This window comes from Streptomyces sp. NPDC002386, assembly GCF_053593175.1.
The window spans coordinates 1-15,269 of sequence record NZ_JBSFBX010000024.1 but is presented as its reverse complement, the minus strand read 5'-3'; the positions used below and the strand labels follow the sequence as shown (position 1 = coordinate 15,269).

The 15,269-nt window shown below is 68.4% G+C and carries 14 protein-coding genes; 7 read left to right on the top strand and 7 right to left on the bottom strand.

All coding sequences use genetic code 11. The features are described from left to right. Nucleotides 1–67 precede the first annotated feature (67 nt). On the bottom strand, nt 68–568 hold the full coding sequence (locus tag ACWCPN_RS33075; protein ID WP_392403970.1) for a MarR family winged helix-turn-helix transcriptional regulator: 501 nt from the start codon (nt 566–568) through the stop codon (nt 68–70). 96 nt (nt 569–664) lie between these two features. Between ACWCPN_RS33075 and ACWCPN_RS33070 the strand changes: the two genes are divergently transcribed. After that, nucleotides 665–1,510 carry an SDR family NAD(P)-dependent oxidoreductase gene (locus ACWCPN_RS33070; protein WP_451213904.1) on the top strand — a complete coding sequence of 282 codons (846 nt, stop codon included), beginning with the start codon at nt 665–667 and terminating at the stop codon, nt 1,508–1,510. Nucleotides 1,511–1,735: 225 nt separating this feature from the next. Here ACWCPN_RS33070 and ACWCPN_RS33065 read toward each other — a convergent pair whose 3' ends face one another. After that, nucleotides 1,736–2,398, bottom strand: coding sequence for a Type 1 glutamine amidotransferase-like domain-containing protein (locus ACWCPN_RS33065; protein ID WP_451213901.1), 663 nt, complete (start codon nt 2,396–2,398; stop codon nt 1,736–1,738). 308 nt (nt 2,399–2,706) lie between these two features. Further along, on the bottom strand, nt 2,707–4,218 hold the full coding sequence (locus ACWCPN_RS33060) for a DUF1254 domain-containing protein (RefSeq protein WP_451213898.1): 1,512 nt from the start codon (nt 4,216–4,218) through the stop codon (nt 2,707–2,709). A gap of 525 nt (nt 4,219–4,743) precedes the next feature. Between ACWCPN_RS33060 and ACWCPN_RS33055 the strand changes: the two genes are divergently transcribed. After that, a complete protein-coding gene (locus ACWCPN_RS33055) occupies nt 4,744–5,412 on the top strand; it encodes a class I SAM-dependent methyltransferase (protein ID WP_451213895.1) in 669 nt (222 codons plus the stop codon). A gap of 370 nt (nt 5,413–5,782) precedes the next feature. Here the strand turns inward: ACWCPN_RS33055 and ACWCPN_RS33050 are convergent, their stop codons facing one another. Continuing rightward, nucleotides 5,783–7,078 carry a GNAT family N-acetyltransferase gene (locus tag ACWCPN_RS33050; protein ID WP_451213890.1) on the bottom strand — a complete coding sequence of 432 codons (1,296 nt, stop codon included), beginning with the start codon at nt 7,076–7,078 and terminating at the stop codon, nt 5,783–5,785. A 348-nt stretch (nt 7,079–7,426) separates the two neighbouring features. Here ACWCPN_RS33050 and ACWCPN_RS33045 point away from each other — a divergent pair, with 348 nt between their 5' ends. Together ACWCPN_RS33045 and ACWCPN_RS33040 are read left to right on the top strand one after the other, a co-directional pair. Further along, the gene (locus ACWCPN_RS33045) at nt 7,427–7,780 is read left to right on the top strand and encodes a carboxymuconolactone decarboxylase family protein (protein ID WP_451213887.1); all 354 of its coding nucleotides are present in this window, start codon (nt 7,427–7,429) and stop codon (nt 7,778–7,780) included. Nucleotides 7,781–9,285: 1,505 nt separating this feature from the next. Continuing rightward, nucleotides 9,286–9,819 (top strand): peptidylprolyl isomerase, encoded by a 534-nt coding sequence (locus ACWCPN_RS33040; RefSeq protein WP_451213885.1) that lies wholly within the window; start codon nt 9,286–9,288, stop codon nt 9,817–9,819. A gap of 220 nt (nt 9,820–10,039) precedes the next feature. On the opposite strand, the gene ACWCPN_RS33035 is transcribed toward ACWCPN_RS33040, so the two are convergent. Then, on the bottom strand, nt 10,040–10,210 hold the full coding sequence (locus ACWCPN_RS33035; RefSeq protein ID WP_451213882.1) for a mycothiol transferase: 171 nt from the start codon (nt 10,208–10,210) through the stop codon (nt 10,040–10,042). Nucleotides 10,211–10,484: 274 nt separating this feature from the next. On the opposite strand from ACWCPN_RS33035, the gene ACWCPN_RS33030 reads away from it, so the two are divergent. The 3 genes from ACWCPN_RS33030 to ACWCPN_RS33020 all read left to right on the top strand — a co-directional run bounded on the left by ACWCPN_RS33030 (nt 10,485) and on the right by ACWCPN_RS33020 (nt 12,918). Then, on the top strand, nt 10,485–11,036 hold the full coding sequence (locus ACWCPN_RS33030; RefSeq protein ID WP_451213878.1) for a DUF3995 domain-containing protein: 552 nt from the start codon (nt 10,485–10,487) through the stop codon (nt 11,034–11,036). Nucleotides 11,037–11,474: 438 nt separating this feature from the next. Continuing rightward, nucleotides 11,475–11,816 carry a hypothetical protein gene (locus ACWCPN_RS33025; RefSeq protein ID WP_451213875.1) on the top strand — a complete coding sequence of 114 codons (342 nt, stop codon included), beginning with the start codon at nt 11,475–11,477 and terminating at the stop codon, nt 11,814–11,816. A gap of 247 nt (nt 11,817–12,063) precedes the next feature. Next, complete coding sequence (locus ACWCPN_RS33020) at nt 12,064–12,918, top strand: GNAT family N-acetyltransferase (protein ID WP_451213872.1); 855 nt, start codon at nt 12,064–12,066, stop codon at nt 12,916–12,918. A gap of 349 nt (nt 12,919–13,267) precedes the next feature. Here ACWCPN_RS33020 and ACWCPN_RS33015 read toward each other — a convergent pair whose 3' ends face one another. Further along, a complete protein-coding gene (locus ACWCPN_RS33015; protein ID WP_451213869.1) occupies nt 13,268–13,936 on the bottom strand; it encodes an HAD family hydrolase in 669 nt (222 codons plus the stop codon). Then, nucleotides 13,936–14,619: a 3,4-dihydroxy-2-butanone-4-phosphate synthase gene (gene ribB, locus ACWCPN_RS33010; protein ID WP_451213866.1), complete on the bottom strand. Its 684-nt coding sequence runs from the start codon at nt 14,617–14,619 to the stop codon at nt 13,936–13,938. Before ribB ends, ACWCPN_RS33015 begins: the two co-directional genes overlap by 1 nt. Nucleotides 14,620–15,269: the final 650 nt, after the last annotated feature.

Below are 15,269 nucleotides of genomic sequence, written 5' to 3'. Positions count from 1 at the left end.
AAGAGCCTCCGTGATGGCGTCCTCAGTGCGCGTCGGCCTGGCGGGGCGTCTCCCGTTTCGGTGCGGCTCACCGCCGGGATCCGGCGGATCCGCTTGGCGGCTCCAGCGTCAGCCGTTCCTTCTCCGCCTTGAGCTTTCGCCACACCGTGCCGAGTGCCTCGAGATCGTCCTCGTCGAGGAGGTCGGTGAACACGGGTGCCAGGGCCTCACGGCGGGTGGTGTCGGCTCGTTCGAAGAGGCGGCGGCCGTCCTCGGTCAGTGAAATCTCGACCGACCGCGCGTCGCGTACGGACGGGGTGCGGCTGACGAGACCCCGGGCCTGCAGGGCGTCGACCACCCGCGAGACCTGGCTACGACTGAGCATGGTGCTGTTGCCGAGGATGGACGCGGGCACCGGATCGGGGCTGGAGGCCAGCCAGAGCAAGACCTCGAACCAGGACACCGGGAGATCGTGCGCCTTGACGAGTGCCCGGTCGACGCGTTCGGTCATCACGGTGCCGGCCCAGACAAGCCCGTAGAAGGCGTAGTCGGCGGCGGGCATCTCGGCCTGTGGCAGCTTCTTCGGCATGCGACGGAGTATAGGCGGGTTGCGTGCGCACACACATAACGCTATGTTGTGTGTGCACGCACATAAAAGTCGGTCCACCGTCAGAGAGGCCCCGCCATGTCCGCCACCCCCCGAACCGTCCTCATCACCGGTACCTCCTCCGGTATCGGCCTCGCCGCCGCCGTTGCCGCAGCCCGCGCAGGGTGGCGCACGGTCGCCACCCTCCGTGACACCACGCGCGCCGACGCGCTCCGCAAGGCCGCCGTGGAGGCAGGCGTCGAGCTCGACATCCGCCGGCTCGACGTCACCGACGAGGACTCCGTCACCGCGGCGATCGAGGGCGTGATCGCCGACTACGGTCGCCTGGACGCCGTCGTCAACAACGCCGGTGCCGGCCACCTGGGCACCTTGGAGAACGACTCCCTCGCGGACATTCGCAAGGTGATGGAGGTCAACTTCTTCGGCGTGCTCGGCGTCTCCAAGGTCGCGCTGCCGCACCTGCGCGCCGTCGGCGGTCGCCTGATCACCGTCACCAGCGTCGGCGGGGTCATCGGCCAGCCGTTCAACGAGGCCTACTGTGCCGCCAAGTTCGCCGTCGAGGGCTACATGGAGAGTCTTGCCCCCGTGGCCAAGAAGCTCGGTGTGAGCGTCTCCGTCGTGGAACCCGGCGCCGTGGCGACCGAGTTCGTCAACAACATCGGAGTCGACCTCGAAGCCGGTATCGACGCCGGCGCGTACACCGACCCGCTGCGCCACTACATCGACCGCACCGTGGAGCAGTTCCTGGACGGCACCGCGCAGACCCCGGCCAGTGCCGCGGAGGCGGTCATCGAGGCCCTGGACGCCGAGCGGCCCGCGTTCCGCATCCAGACCACCGACTGGGCCCGCGCCTTCGTGAGCACCAAGCTGGCCGACGCGGACGGCTCCGCCGTGCAGGCCCTCACCGGTTCCTGGGTCGGCTGACCGGCCGCTCGTCCGCGTCGGGAGGGCACGTGTGGCGGCAGTGATGCCGCCGCGGGTGCAGGGCGGGTTCGCGGCCGACCGGCCGCACCCCGCGGGCTTCCGGTTTTCACGCGTCGTGGCCGAGGCTGCGCGCGCCGCCGAGAACTTCGCCGCATTGGCGGCACCCACGTGTCCGACGCTCAGCCGGCCTCGGCGGTCAGCGCCAACGGCGTATCTCGGGGCTTCTCAGAACGCCTTCCAATGCCCCTCGGAGATCACTTCGACGGTGCCGTCGGTCACCTTGATGGCGGTCTGCTCATCAATCGCGTATGCCGGACCCGCGATCCGGGCCGCCCATCGTTCCGCGGCGGCCATGCTGTTGTCCGGGCACGCCGGATGATCCAGGTGCGGGAAGATCGAGAAATCGACAACGCCAAGCGTGTCGTCGCCACCGGCCGGCGGCTTCCAGCCCACGAATTCCTCCCCGATGCGAGGCGTCATCACCATGCTCCCGGCACTGAGTCCCACATAGACCGTGTCGGGCAGCGACGGCAGGAGGTCGGCCAGCCCGGAAGCGCGCATCCAGTGGCACAGGTACAGCGCGTCACCGCCATTGACCAGCAGGACATCGGCCTCCCTCACCCAGGAGACCCAGTGTGCTTCGTCGATGCTGGGCAGCGCGGTGAGTTCCAGCACACCCACCGACTTCCATCCCAGCCCGGTCATGAGAAGGGGAGACGATCCGCTGATGAAGCGCCACGGTCCGCCCGGATCGGCGTCGGGTGCTCCGTACCCCGCAGTGGGAATGCACAGGGCACTGGACTCGTCGATGGGCTTACCCAGAAGGTCGACCAGTGCCTCCCGGATGCTCGGGTTCTTGATACCGGAGTCGGTGAGGAGAAGCTTCATCAGGTCCCCATGGTGCGAATCGCGCCCGGCAACGACCAGCCGGTCGCCACCGAAGTGATCCGCAGCCGCCGGCCATTCTTATTCGGCCGAACCTAACCCGCCGCGCTCCATCAGAGGTGACTATTACAGGATTTCGAGGTCGTGAATCTCCAGGTCGTGAATCTCCGGGATACAGACCAGATGACGACCAACAGGCGCGAGGAACCCATGGAGATCATCGTGCCGGTCTCATGTGCCCCACGGGCCCGCGAAGATGGTCCCGCCGCCGTCACGCAGGGCATCCATGACGAGAAGCGCCGGAGCGAGACTCAGGCGACACGGGTCAGCGGAGGGCACTCCCAAACAGCGTCGATCACTTCGGCGTGCGGCCGGTACATACGAAGGGCCACGAACCAGGTACCGCTTTTCGCGGTGGGCAGCCAGTTGCTTTCCCGACCCCGGTCGGGTGGCTCCGTCTGCAGATGAATGGTCAGGCCGCCGTCCTCGTCCCTCTGCAGGCCGGTGGTGCGGTCTCCGATCGAGTAGCGGTCCGCTTCGTTGGGGATGAGGTTCATGTCCTCCTGGTAGGCGCTCAGCGACCAGAAGGCATCGACGGGTGGCAGGGCGCCGGCCCGGAAATGCAGTTCGTACCGGCCGTCGGACACTAGTTTGTTGCCGTCGGCGTCATCGAAGTTGAGCAGGTAGACGGCCTCGGCGGGGTCGTTGGCGGCGACCCCGAGCAGCGCCTGGTCGGCGGCGCGTTTGAGGAAGTCGTCGCCGAAGCGTCCCATCTGCGTGGGCGGATAGCGCCAGCCGTTGACGAGATGGGCCCAGTCGCCGCTGAGGATCTGCTGTCTGAGCAGCGGCAGACCGACGGCGGCGGCCCGGATCAGGCTCTGCTTGACGGCGTCCGGCTGGGCTTCCACGTCGAGGCCGGGGCCTACGGCGATCTGGGCGAACTGTTCGAGGAGGAGTTGGTGGTGCGACGGTGGCGGGTTCTCGGCCAGCATCGCGTTCAGGGTCTTCCACGGCCCGAGGGGATCTTCTTCAACGGGGATCGGCGTGAGGACGTCACGGCTTTCGGGGACTTTCGCCTCCGGTTGGCCGTACAGGCTGAGCGGGGTGAGGCGGTACTGCTCCTGGAGTTCCCGGACCCGTGGCACGTCGTCGGGGCCGTTCACAAGGGTGCGGCCGAGGATGAGGATCCAGGGACTGGGCGCCTTCTTCAGGCGACGGACCCCCTGCGGTGGCTTGCCCTTCCAGTTCGGGCCCACGAGTGCGAAGTTGCCCGCGTCGGAGCCGGTGGTGCGTTGACCGACGTATGCGAAGTTGTCGGACGTCATACCGACCAGTTCGAAGGTGAAGTAGCGATCACCCATGTCCGGATGCGAGAGGATCACCGGCTCACTGCCGAGGTTCACCCATGCCACCGAGTACATCGTGTCATTGTTGGGGCACCCGCCGTCGCGGTAGGTCGCGTCGAGCAACTGCTCCGCGTGCCAGAAGTGATTGACCGGGGCGTACGGAATCGTCGCGGGATTCCGCGGCTGCGTCACCCAGGCGTGTCTCAGCTGGGCGTAGTAGATGTACGGGAACCCGTAGACGAACGCCTGCTCACCGAGGGTGTAGGCGTATTCGACACGCCAGTCGTCCGTTCGCCCGGTCAGCGTCTTCACCGCCTGACCCAGCGCCGGCACGATCTCGGGCAGGCGGCGCGCGCGATCGAGCGTGGACCGTGGGTGCAGCGTGGCATGCGCGGCGGCGCGTGCCACGGCGGCGGCCGCGCCGACCGCGTCTTCTGGGATCCGCCGCCAGGCAGGAGTCTGTGATGGCTCGGCCATGTCAGCATCACCATTTCGCTCAAGAGCATCGCGGGCATGCACTCCGGCGCGCCGACGGCGCGAATCCGTCTCCCCGCGACCATTCTCCCTCGCCATGCCGGTCAATGCAGCCTGGGAGCACCCGTCACTCCTCCCGGGGACGGCCGTGGCGTGTGCCGGCCTCTTCTCGCTGTCGGGGTGTAGCCCGCACTCGTACGGCCGACCGGCGAACTCCGCCGACGAGCCGCAGTCCGGGCGCACCGACGCTCGGGGAACGCCTGCGGCTTCCCGAGAGCTGGCGGTACCGCGTCCGCACCCCCGACGAGGACCCGGGAGTAAGCACACACGGCGACGCGCACATCGTCTTCGACGAGGACGAGAACAACTACCAGCACTGCGCCTCACACTTGTACGAGCGGTCAGGGGCTTGCGCCGGCTGCTGCGCCGTGGCCGCGCGCTCCGCTCTCAGGTGTTGGCTGGGGTCCGATCACGCCTCAAGGGCAGCCCACAAAACGGCACTTCGGGCCATCGTTCTATTGTGGGCTGATGCGCGCACGCCATATCGACCGGCCGGCCGATCTCGACGTCGTCCGTGAGTCCTACGACCACGTGGCAGACGAATACGCCCACATGGTGCTCACGACGGGCATGGGAGACATCCGTCGCCATCCCTGGCTCAAGGCGTCGATCGACGCCTTCGCCGACACCGTCGGCGACCTCGGGCCCGTCCTCGACGTCGGTTGCGGCCCCGGCACGGTGACCGGCTACCTCGCCGAACGCGGACTCGACGTGTCCGGGGTGGACCTCTCTCCCCGCATGATCGAGAACGCTCGCCGTCTGCATCCGCGTTGCCGCTTCAGCGTCGCCTCCGCCACCGAACTCGACCTCGACGAGGCCTCCCTCGGCGGCGTACTCGGGTGGTGGTCACTGTTCAACCTCCCCCGCGACGTCCTTCCTCAGGTCCTCGCCCATTTCGCGTACGCCCTGAAGCCGGGCGGGCACCTCATCACCGGCACACACGTAGGCGACGAGGACGTGGTGCGCACCGAGGCCTACGGGGGAGTGCCGGTTCGCTGGACCACGCACAAGTGGCGACCGGAGCAGCTCGTAGGCCTGATCGAGCAGGCCGGCCTGCACCCGGTCGCCGAACTCCGGCTCCCCGCGGACGAGTGGAGCGGACCGGGCGTCGTCGTCATGGCCAAGCGCCCCGTCTGAGGACGCCGGGCGCTGTAGGCGGTACACCCTTGGACTGCGCCTGCTCTCTACCTTGCCGCTCCCGACATTTCCGACCAGCCCCGGTCGCCCCCGTCTTCGTCGTCAATCTCCCGAAGGGCCTCCCGGGGCGACCGCTAAGGCACCGCTTCAATTGGCGAGTCGGCGGTTCAGGAGACCGTTCTCAAGCCGACGCGGCGGTGTCGGCGGAGGCGCCACTTCGATAGATCGGCATCTCCTCTCGGCGTCATGCGTCCACTCCGCCGCCTGTACACGCGTGACCGCGGGTGTCACGAGTTGCTGAACGGGGCTGGCTGCCAGGGAACTTGGCGATCTGGCGACCCACCGCTCCCCACTGTCGGACGTGGCCTCGTCAGAAGCCAAAGGAGTTGTGTGGTTCGGGGTCGGTCCGGAACATCCGGGCCAGCCGTCCGATCGCGCCATCGGTATGCGAAGTGATGTGGCCCGCAGACGCCAGGTGACTCGCCGACATGCCGCCGAGGTAGACCGAGCTGAGTGCTGAGAGCGCGATGGTCAGATCTGACCTCTCGTCGGTGGGAACGCACGTCGTGGCGGGGCCGTCCGACCTCAAAAGCCACGTTCTGTTGTTCGCCGGGCACATACGGTCGTCACCGATGGTGAACCTCAGCTCGCCGGGCGTCGGGTACGAGCGGCACGTCAGGGCTCGGGGGACGTCGAGGAGGCGCGCCCAGAGATTGTCGGACTGGCGGGTGATGCGCATCGCCCGCGGGTTTGTGAGCATCCACCGCAGGGGTTCGTCGCGCGGACGGCCGGCCGCCACCACGGTCTTGGTCAGGTCGAAGTCGATCAGCAGTCCCCACAGGGCACGGTATGCAATCGGATTCAACGCCTCCAGGGCCTCGATCACGAGCGTTCCCGCACGGTCCGCGGTCGGGGACCATGGCAGACGGAAGTTGGCGATGCCGTCCACATTGCCGAGCCGGTCGCGGTGGATCAGATAGCGCAGCGGCCCGTTGGTGCCGTCCGGGTCGTCGGACAGGCCGTCCCAGTGACCGGGGAGAGGGCTGAGTTCCCCGATCCGGTGGGCACGTATGTGCGCATGAACCCGGGGCCATGCCTGTCTCGCCTGAGCGGCGTCGACCAGCTCCAGCGACCCGGGGTCGGGCTCGGCCGGAAGCAAGGCGGCTTCGTGCCGGGCCAGCTCCCACCGGGTGCGGTAGGTCGCGGGCGAGAATCCGAAGCGCCCATAGATACCGCCCTCGCTGGCGCTGAGCATCGCCAACGGCTCGCCTCGCTCCAAGGCCCCATCGAACATGCTCTGCATCATCTGCCGCAGGTATCCGCGCCGGCGGTGCGTCGCGATCACCCCGGTGGCGGTGACGCCGGCCATTCTCGCCGTGCCGCCGCCCGGAACCGTCACCTCGAACGAGATGGTTGCCGATGCACCGACGCATCGGCCGTCGACGAACGTCGCGATCGGGTGGAAGGAATCGTCCTCGATGTCGGCCGCGGCCCATTTCTGGAGCTGCTCCGCGCTCGCGGGCCTCCGTTGCGGGGGCCACGGCTCGGGGCCGCCGTGTCCCGCCGCGTCCGCGGGCTCCCAGTTCGGAAGTCCGTTCGCGAAGGGCAACGCGCGGTAGTAGGCGAACATCTCGTCGTTTCTCGGCGGGCGGACCTCAGTCACCATGCCGGCCATTGCATCGACCACGTTCACAGATCAGCAACCGAATATCTGCTCCGGCTTCGCGCATCAGGCTAAGACGGCGTTTCTCCATGCCACGACCAGGAGCCGGCGGCCCTGGCTGAAAGATTCGCCGCGGACTGCGAGCAGCCGGCGGCTGCCGCGATGCTGACAGGCGCCCGGAGTGGTTGATCGGGCCTGACCGGCCGACCCGCAGGACGGTGTTCGGTCAGGGTGCGGCTGGTCGGGTTGGCCTCTACGGTGAAAGGGCAATCCAGGGGGGAAGCTGGTGCGTGGCTCGCTGTGTTGCTGCTGGTAGCCGTGTGCCTTGCTGAGTAGGAAGGCGGTCTCTCTATGGCTACCTCGTCCGAAGCTCCGGTCTTCGAGACGCTCGCGGCGATGACGATGGACTCGTTCGAGCACTGTGGGATGGACGCGGCGACGTTGATCCTTACGCGTATTGCCGCGCTTGCGGCCATGGACGCTCCGGCGATCTCCTATCTCGCCCACGTCGATCCGGCGATCAAGGCGAATCTGACAGTGGAGCAGGTGCAGGACGTGTTGGTGGCGATCGCCCCAGTGGTCGGAACGGCGCGTGTGATGGCCGCGGCCGGGCACATCACCGAGGCACTGGGATTCGCCGTCGCCGTGGCGGAGTCCGACGCGGAGGCGATGGCGAAGGCGGAGAGCGAGAGCCGCAAGTCCTGAGGGCCGCGGACGGGCTCGACCCCACCGGGGTCCCAGGGCTTGGCGTCCGCCGCCGGATACCTGCCGGCGAAGGTCTTGAGAACCGGGCGGGGCTCGGCTTCCTTCCGAACCGGGCTCCGCTCGGCAGCCGTGATGCCTGCACTGCTGGAGTGCCCCTGAGGCGGATCGTCATGCAGGCGGGCCGGGTCGGGGGAAATGGTTCTCAGGTCCTGGGTCTACCTGGGAGGGGACTGTTGCCGCTCCGGCCGCTGGGCGCGTCCGGAGCTGCCGTCTTCCGGGAGCACCAGCCGCCTGTCGGGCACCACCGCCTACCCGGCGAGACGCGTACGGGTACCACGACGCGTTGCCGGTGTGGACGACGTCGGTCTGGGTCTCGTGCGGCGCGGGCTGCCAGCCGGTATCGAGCAGCCACGGCATTGTCGAGGAACTGACGCTCCAGCCAAGTCGCACTGCTGCGCAAGGCTGGGGACGGCACAGCATGCAGATGAAGGTTTCCCCTCATGCCTCAGGTCGAGGAGCGCGCCGACGCGCCCAAGCAGTACGTGAACGCGGTACGCGGGCGGTATCAATCCCACCCCTCCCTCGGGTCTTTCGAGGCATGCGGGCGGCCAGCAGACGCCGCGGGGACGGACTGGGCCGTCCTCGGTCAGGTCGGGAAGAATCGCGCGATCCCGGCTCCGCTCGCAGGGTGCGACCTGATGTGTGCAGAGCGGTCGGGAACCCGTGCAGTGGACGGGTTCCCGACCGCCACCCTTTTCGACGTGCCGCCCTCGGGGGGAGTGACAAGCGGCACGGCCAGGGAGCCAGCGGTGCCGGGAGCCGGCGGGTGTGAGCCCTGGTCTGCCCGGTACTACCTGGTACTTGGCCAGCGCACAGGCGGCGCGAAACGTCACCGGGAGCTGTCGGCGGCCGCCGGGGCGTCTCGGTTCGGCTCGTACTCCAGCAGCAGTCCGAGGTCCGCTCGACGGCTGTAGCGGCCGCCCGTGCCTGCTGCTCCTCCCGCTTCCGCAGCCGGGGAATCCTGGCGTCGACTCCGCGCCGGCCACATCGCATGCCGCATGCGCAGCGCACGCAGGCGCGGCAGGTCAGGGGGCAGAGTACCCACCGTGCGACGCCGCGATGGCCCCCCGGTCGTTTGTCATCATCCTCATCCTGGCCCTCGTCGGGGAGAAGGATCAGGCGATCGAAGACCTGATGGCCACCACTGCCCCTACGTTGGCTTGATGTGGCTGGCGGGCGGGTTCTCGCCGGTCAGGCCGCGCCCTAGACTGCGACCGCTCCGAAATCTGGCGATCTTCTGGAGGGTGTGCAGGATGAACCGAGCGCTCATAACCGCATGGGCGGCGGCCGCGTTGGTCGTGTCCGGGGGCAGCACCACCGCCTCCGCTTCCGATGCTCCGCCACGAACCACGCATGGTCCTTGCCAGTACACCCAGACCCCGGACGAGCCGGCGGCGCGACCGGTTCCCCTGCCGCCCGATCCGCGACGTACCCCCAGCCACGGCATGGTCGACGTGACTGTCCGGACCAGCCAGGGCTCGCTCCCACTACGTCTGGACCGGGCGAAGGCGCCGTGCACCGCCCAGAGCTTCGTGCATCTGGCACGGCATCGGTTCTACGACCGTACGGTGTGCCATCGGCTGACGGCGTATCCGACGCTGAAGGTCCTGCAGTGCGGCGACCCGACGGGCACTGGCGAAGGGGGGCCGGGGTACAAGTACAGGGACGAGCTGCCGGTGGACCTGCCGCCGGCACCGAGCGATCCGACCGGCGTCCGTCGCCTCTACGGGCGCGGCTTGCTGGCAATGGCCAACGCCGGGCCCGACACGAATGGTTCGCAGTTCTTCGTCGTCTACGGCGACTCCGCGCTGCGACCGAACTACACGGTCTTCGGTACGGTCGGGGCCGCCGGCCTGCAGACGCTGGACAAGATCGCTGCCGGCGGTATCGAACCAACTGCCCAGGACCCGGCGCCTGTCGACGGCACGCCTGTGCTGCGGACCGAGCTGCTCAGCGTCCGGCCGTCCTGCCGGCATTGACGGACTGTGGCGCGGTCAACGCGGTTCAGCGACGCGACTGGCCGCGCCACGGATATGCCAGGCAGGGCGATGACGGTGTCCTCGGCGCGGGGCAACGGGCCGTGGAGGATGCGGCGCCAGTGCTCCGACCGGGAACGTTCACCGGCTGGGGGAGCGGGTGGTCGTGACGGTACGGCCCCCACCCATGTGGAGTACGTGGTTTGTTTCGGCCGGTGCTGCTCTACTCGCCGGTGACACCGTCGGTGAGTTCGCGGACGACGTCGAGCTGGCCGACATGGCGGGCGTACTCCTGCAGCATGTGGAACAGGATCCAGATCAGGGCCGGGTGGTGGTCAGGAGGGTTGAAGCCGCCACCGCTGCGTGCGGCCTCCTGTAGTCCGGCGCCTGCCATGATCTCGCGGCAGAGCGATCTCGATGACCGATCGGTTGATCCATCGGGAAGGTGCTCCTCCTGCCGTCAGGCCGATCCACAGGTCCTGAGCTACTCCCGGCGCCGTGAGCTGAACCAATCACCCCACATGGAGATTCCTGCGCGGCTAGGTGAGTGCGCCCGCGCTGCCGGAAGTTGTGGACCTCCAGAATGAGTCCTACTCCTCCTGACAGGGGATCGGGACCGCCCAACCGGATGATGCGCGGGGCGCGCGCGATCGGTGAGGGTGAACCATATGAACAACGAGCCCCGTGCTGCTGTGGACTCCCGTGCCGCCGCTCATTCCCGATCGACCTTCCGCGTCGCTGCCTATGCAGCGGCCACCTGGGCCACCGTCTTCTCTCTGGTCCACCTGTACTGGCTGTTCGGCGGCCGGTTCGGTCTGCCGTCCGGGCTCTCCATACGCGGCAACACGCCGCTCCTCGTCATCGACATCCTTGCCATCCCCTTCTGCGCCCTGGCTGCTGCGCTGGCCCTGGCACTCCACCTGGACTGGGGCACACGGCTGCCGGCCAGACCGCTCACCGCCGGTCTCTTCGGCGTTGCCGCACTGCTGCTCCTCCACGCTGCACCGTCCATCCCGGACTGGGCGGCCCTGGTCGCTGGTACTCGAACGAGCACCGATTTCGACGCGATGAGTAAATTCTCGACCCTCCTATACGAGCCATTCTTCATGGCGGGTGGACTGCTCTTCGCCCTCGCTTCCCTTGGCCGCCGAGCGACAAGGTCTGACAGTCGGCATCATGACGGCAACCGCATCGGTCTGGACGGCGGCCGGAAGAGGTAGCACATGGGCATCCGGTGTGTAGGGCAATGCCATAGCGGTCTTGGGAGAAATTGAGAAGACCAGGTCGGGCTCTCGGCCGGCGCCCTCCGCCCGCCGACGTTCCCCCCCGGCCCTCGCGGAGCGCGGACTGCCGTGTGGCTTCCCATGGCCTGATGAACACGGCGAACAAACGCGCCGAAACGTGCGCGTGAGATGCCGGACAGGGCAGGTTCGGCAAGGCCGCACGGACCCAGGCCGGCTTCGCAACTTCCCAACCTGTGCGACCTTTCTCATGTCACGGCCCGACCGGGACGATCACCGTGCCCGCCGAAGCTGCGAAGCTACCCGAGCAGCGCATCGCCGTCTGATGTCGCACCACCTTTTCCCCCGAAACGGCTGACAGACCAGCCCAATCACAGCAAACTGCCCTGACACTCGGGAGTCGTAGAGGAGCGCACTTTGGCCACCAACCCGTACTTCAACCAGCCCTTGGCACCTGTTCGCCCGCGCATGTTCCGCAGCGTCATCGCGAAGATCGTGTGGACGCTGGTGCCAATCGTCTCCGCTGGACTGGCAGCTGCGGTCCCGTTCGTGGTCGCTGCGGTCAAGGGTGTTGTCAAACCCTGGCTGGCCATCACCTACGTCATCGGGGAGATCGCTGTGTTCTCCGCGGCGTTCGCGATCAGCCCGGACCCGAAGGACGACAGTCCTGTGCCCGGATTCCTGATGGTGCTGTTGATCATCACCGCCGCGACGCACACTGCGCTCCTGGACAACGAAAAGATCACCGTGGGGAAGTAGGCCCAAACCGCGAGGAGCCCGGGATCCGGGGGCAGGGCCAAGCCGCTTCGCAACGGCGACGTGACGCCGCACAGCACGGTCACCGTCCCCCGGCGGCGCGACAGCCTCGGAGGGCGTGGCGGCCACCGCTCGGGAGGAGCTCAGAGCCACTCCGGCACGAGACTCAAAGGCATCGGCCCGGTCATGGCTACGGTGTATCGCCAAGTGCATCGTTGAACCGGGTCGAGTACATCCGGGATCATGAAGCATGCTCCCGGACACCTGGTTCCTCACCGACGACATCGAGGACTTCCTCGCCCGCGCCGGAGACTTTCTCCGCTCGCGACCGGCGCTGCACAACACGCCGCTCACCACACTGCACAAGTGGCGGAGCCAGCCGGGCGCGTTCACCCCGGGTTCCGTCCTCTTCGGACGACTGGAGTCAGCGGGCGAGACTCGAGCCATCTTCTATCGCCCGCCGACCCGCCGGCTGATCCTTACTCCGCTCTCCGCCGAGCAAGCCGACACCCTTGCTGTTCATCTGACAGGCCTCGGCCACTCCCTCGCAGGCGTCACCGCGGACCACGACACGGCCACCGCGTTCGCCGGAGCCTGGCAGCGGCACACCGGCGTGACGCCGACACTCCGCGTCCGGATGCACCTCTACCGCCTCGGCACCCTCACTCCGCCGAACCCGCACCCGGACGGCCACAGTCGCCCGGTGGGCCGGCAGGACCACGATCAGCTCATGCGCTGGTGCCGTGAACTAGCGGTTGACCTTCGCGAAACCGTGACCATCGATGCCGCCTCCTGGGCCAGCACCCGCTTCGCTGAGAAGAGCTACACCTTCTGGGAGACCGCCGACGGCACCCCCGTCTCCATGGCAGGCGTGAACCCGATGGTCGCCGGCATGGTCAGGGTCGACCCCGTATACACCCCGGCTCACCTCCGCGGACACGGCTACGCAGCCGCCGTCACCACAGAGGTGAGCCGGGCCGCGCGCGCCGCAGGAGCGACAGAGGTCGTGCTTTACACGGACGCGGGCAATCCCACCAGCAACGCCCTCTACGCACGCCTCGGATACCGCCGGATCGCCGACTGGGCTCCATACGACTTTGCCTGAGTGCATGTCCGCCCAGGCGGCCGGCGTCCTCACGGCGATCGTCGACTGCGACGTGGCGCGCCTGCCGAGCTCCAGTGCCTGAGGAGTGCACCATTCACCCGTGAAGGTCGGGACACTCCGGCGGGTAGGCCTTCAGACGGTCCCGCCGCTCTGGTGCGGGGCGCTCCTACAGCCCGGCCGGTTCCGAGCGCCTACAACTCCGCGGCGCTGGTGCCCTGCGACTCAAACCGCTGTTGAGTGCCCCGCACGGCACTCGAAGCGGACGAGGCGACAATCGAGGCGCTGGAGTACGCCGTTCAGCGTCGCGCCCTTCGATCTGGCTCACCCTCCTCCCGTTGAAGCGTGGGGGTCAGCCGACGGGTGCGGGGTAGGAGGACAGGAGCCGCGTCAGCAAGGGCAGGGCGTTTGTAGCGTCGGCCGCTTGTGCGGTCGGCAGATCGGCTACGTCGGCGGGCAGCAGCGTGCCGGAGCGGGGGATGGCGAGGACGGCCAATCCGGCGGCGGCTGCCGAGCGGATGCCGCTCGGGGAGTCCTCGACGGCGACGCACTGATGGGGCGGCACGCCGATCGTCGCGACAGCCCGCAGGTAGGGATCCGGGGCGGGTTTGGCCCGCGCGACATCCTCGCCGCACACCACCGCGCTCAGTCGCTTCGCCAGGCCGAGTTGCTCAAGGACTGTCACGACGAAGCGGCGAGGACTGGCCGTCGCCACGGCGATCGGCCCGTGCCGCTCGGCCTCGTCGACTAGTTCCAGCGCGCCGGGCAGCGCGTGCAGCAGCCCCGCGGCGCAGGTGTCCACTATGGCGGCGGTGCAGGCGTGGATGACGTCGGCGGTGCTCACCGCGCCCCGGCACAGGCCGGTGACGTAGGCGGCCCAGTGTCCGTTGCCGTGCAGCGCGGCGGAGTCTTCGTCCTGCCAGTCATGGCCGTGATGTGCGGTGATCGCCGCGCAGGCCCGGGGCCAATGGCCGGCGGTGTCGATGAGGGTGTCGTCGAGGTCGAACACGGTTGCCGGCATCAGCCGGTCCACACCGTGGCCGCCTCGGGCCGCAGTCGGTGGGCGATCTGCTCGATCGAGATGAGGGTGAGGCGGTGTTCGTCGGCGAAGGAGCGCAGAGGCACGCCGCGGGTGAGGGAGCCGTCGTCGTTGCAGACCTCGCTGATCACCCCGGCCGGACACAACCCGGCCAGGCGGAGCAGGTCGATGGTGGCCTCGGTGTGCCCGCGGCGTTCGCTGATCCCGCCGGGCCGGGCGCGCAGCGGGAAAAGGTGCCCGGGGCGCATGAGTTGGTCGGGCCGGGTGTGGGGGTCGGCCAGGGTCCGGGCCGTCAGCGCCCGGTCGTGGGCGGAGATGCCGGAGCCTGTGCCGACCGCGTCCACGGACACGGTGTACGCGGTCGCCTCCACCCCGCCCGCCTCCGGAACCATCAGCGGCAGCCGCAGACGATCAGCGATCTCGGGCGCCACGGGCGCGCAGAGCAGACCGCTGGTGTGGCGCACGAAGAACGCGAGGGCCTCGGCGGTCGCGAACTGCGCCGCCATGACGAGATCGCCCTCGTCCTCACGATCGGCGTCGTCGACGACGATCACCGGCCGTCCCGCCCTCAGCTCCTCGATGGCGGCCGTCACCGCGTCCAATCCCGCGTCCAGCCGCGGTACCGACACCGACGTCACAGGAACCAGCCCCTTCCTGACCAGCACGAACAGTCCTGCCCACCCCATCGGCAGCCGCGCAGGCGATCTTGACCGGCACCTTTGCGGCTCATGAGGCACATCGGTGTGCGCAGGCGCTCTTCGGTCCCACCCGGCGCACACTCATTTGGACCCTGGCGTACCTGCTGGTCATGAGGCCGGCTGTGGGCGGCGGGGCGGCGGCCAATCGACGACCGGATAGTCCCCAGCGGCGGGGAGCCCTCCGCGCGCTGCCGCGCCTCCTACGCCGCCGTTTGCGGCTAGGCCACGAGGGCTTGACCAGCATCGATGCGGGGCGACATCTCCCCGGTACCGGTCAGGTTTCGGTCACAAAGGTGTGGCCGAGGAGGGCGGCGGCTGAGGTGCACGGCTCGACAAGCGTCAGCCGGATGCCGGTGGCGCTCATCCCTTGTACATGCCTGGGTGGTCGGTCTCGGGCAGCGAAAAATTGCTTCCGGGGGCTCAATGGGCGGTTCGACCTCGTGGGCGGGCAGGACCGCCCGTACCCTTGCTCGTGTCCACGGCGTCATATAACGGGCGCCCCATTTTGGAGGCAATACTTCGTGCTGATCGCTCAGCGTCCCTCGTTGACCGAAGAGGTCGTCGACGAATTCCGCTCCCGGTTCGTGATCGAGCCGCTGGAGCCGGGCTTCGGCTAC

Bases quoted from the DNA above. Each gene is read 5' to 3' on its own strand.
- ACWCPN_RS33075 (WP_392403970.1), bottom strand. From the start codon at position 568: ATGCCGAAGAAGCTGCCACAGGCCGAGATGCCCGCCGCCGACTACGCC.
- ACWCPN_RS33070 (WP_451213904.1), top strand. From the start codon at position 665: ATGTCCGCCACCCCCCGAACCGTCCTCATCACCGGTACCTCCTCCGGT.
- ACWCPN_RS33065 (WP_451213901.1), bottom strand. From the start codon at position 2,398: ATGAAGCTTCTCCTCACCGACTCCGGTATCAAGAACCCGAGCATCCGG.
- ACWCPN_RS33060 (WP_451213898.1), bottom strand. From the start codon at position 4,218: ATGGCCGAGCCATCACAGACTCCTGCCTGGCGGCGGATCCCAGAAGAC.
- ACWCPN_RS33055 (WP_451213895.1), top strand. From the start codon at position 4,744: ATGCGCGCACGCCATATCGACCGGCCGGCCGATCTCGACGTCGTCCGT.
- ACWCPN_RS33050 (WP_451213890.1), bottom strand. From the start codon at position 7,078: ATGGTGACTGAGGTCCGCCCGCCGAGAAACGACGAGATGTTCGCCTAC.
- ACWCPN_RS33045 (WP_451213887.1), top strand. From the start codon at position 7,427: ATGGCTACCTCGTCCGAAGCTCCGGTCTTCGAGACGCTCGCGGCGATG.
- ACWCPN_RS33040 (WP_451213885.1), top strand. From the start codon at position 9,286: ATGGTCGACGTGACTGTCCGGACCAGCCAGGGCTCGCTCCCACTACGT.
- ACWCPN_RS33035 (WP_451213882.1), bottom strand. From the start codon at position 10,210: ATGGCAGGCGCCGGACTACAGGAGGCCGCACGCAGCGGTGGCGGCTTC.
- ACWCPN_RS33030 (WP_451213878.1), top strand. From the start codon at position 10,485: ATGAACAACGAGCCCCGTGCTGCTGTGGACTCCCGTGCCGCCGCTCAT.
- ACWCPN_RS33020 (WP_451213872.1), top strand. From the start codon at position 12,064: ATGCTCCCGGACACCTGGTTCCTCACCGACGACATCGAGGACTTCCTC.
- ACWCPN_RS33015 (WP_451213869.1), bottom strand. From the start codon at position 13,936: ATGCCGGCAACCGTGTTCGACCTCGACGACACCCTCATCGACACCGCC.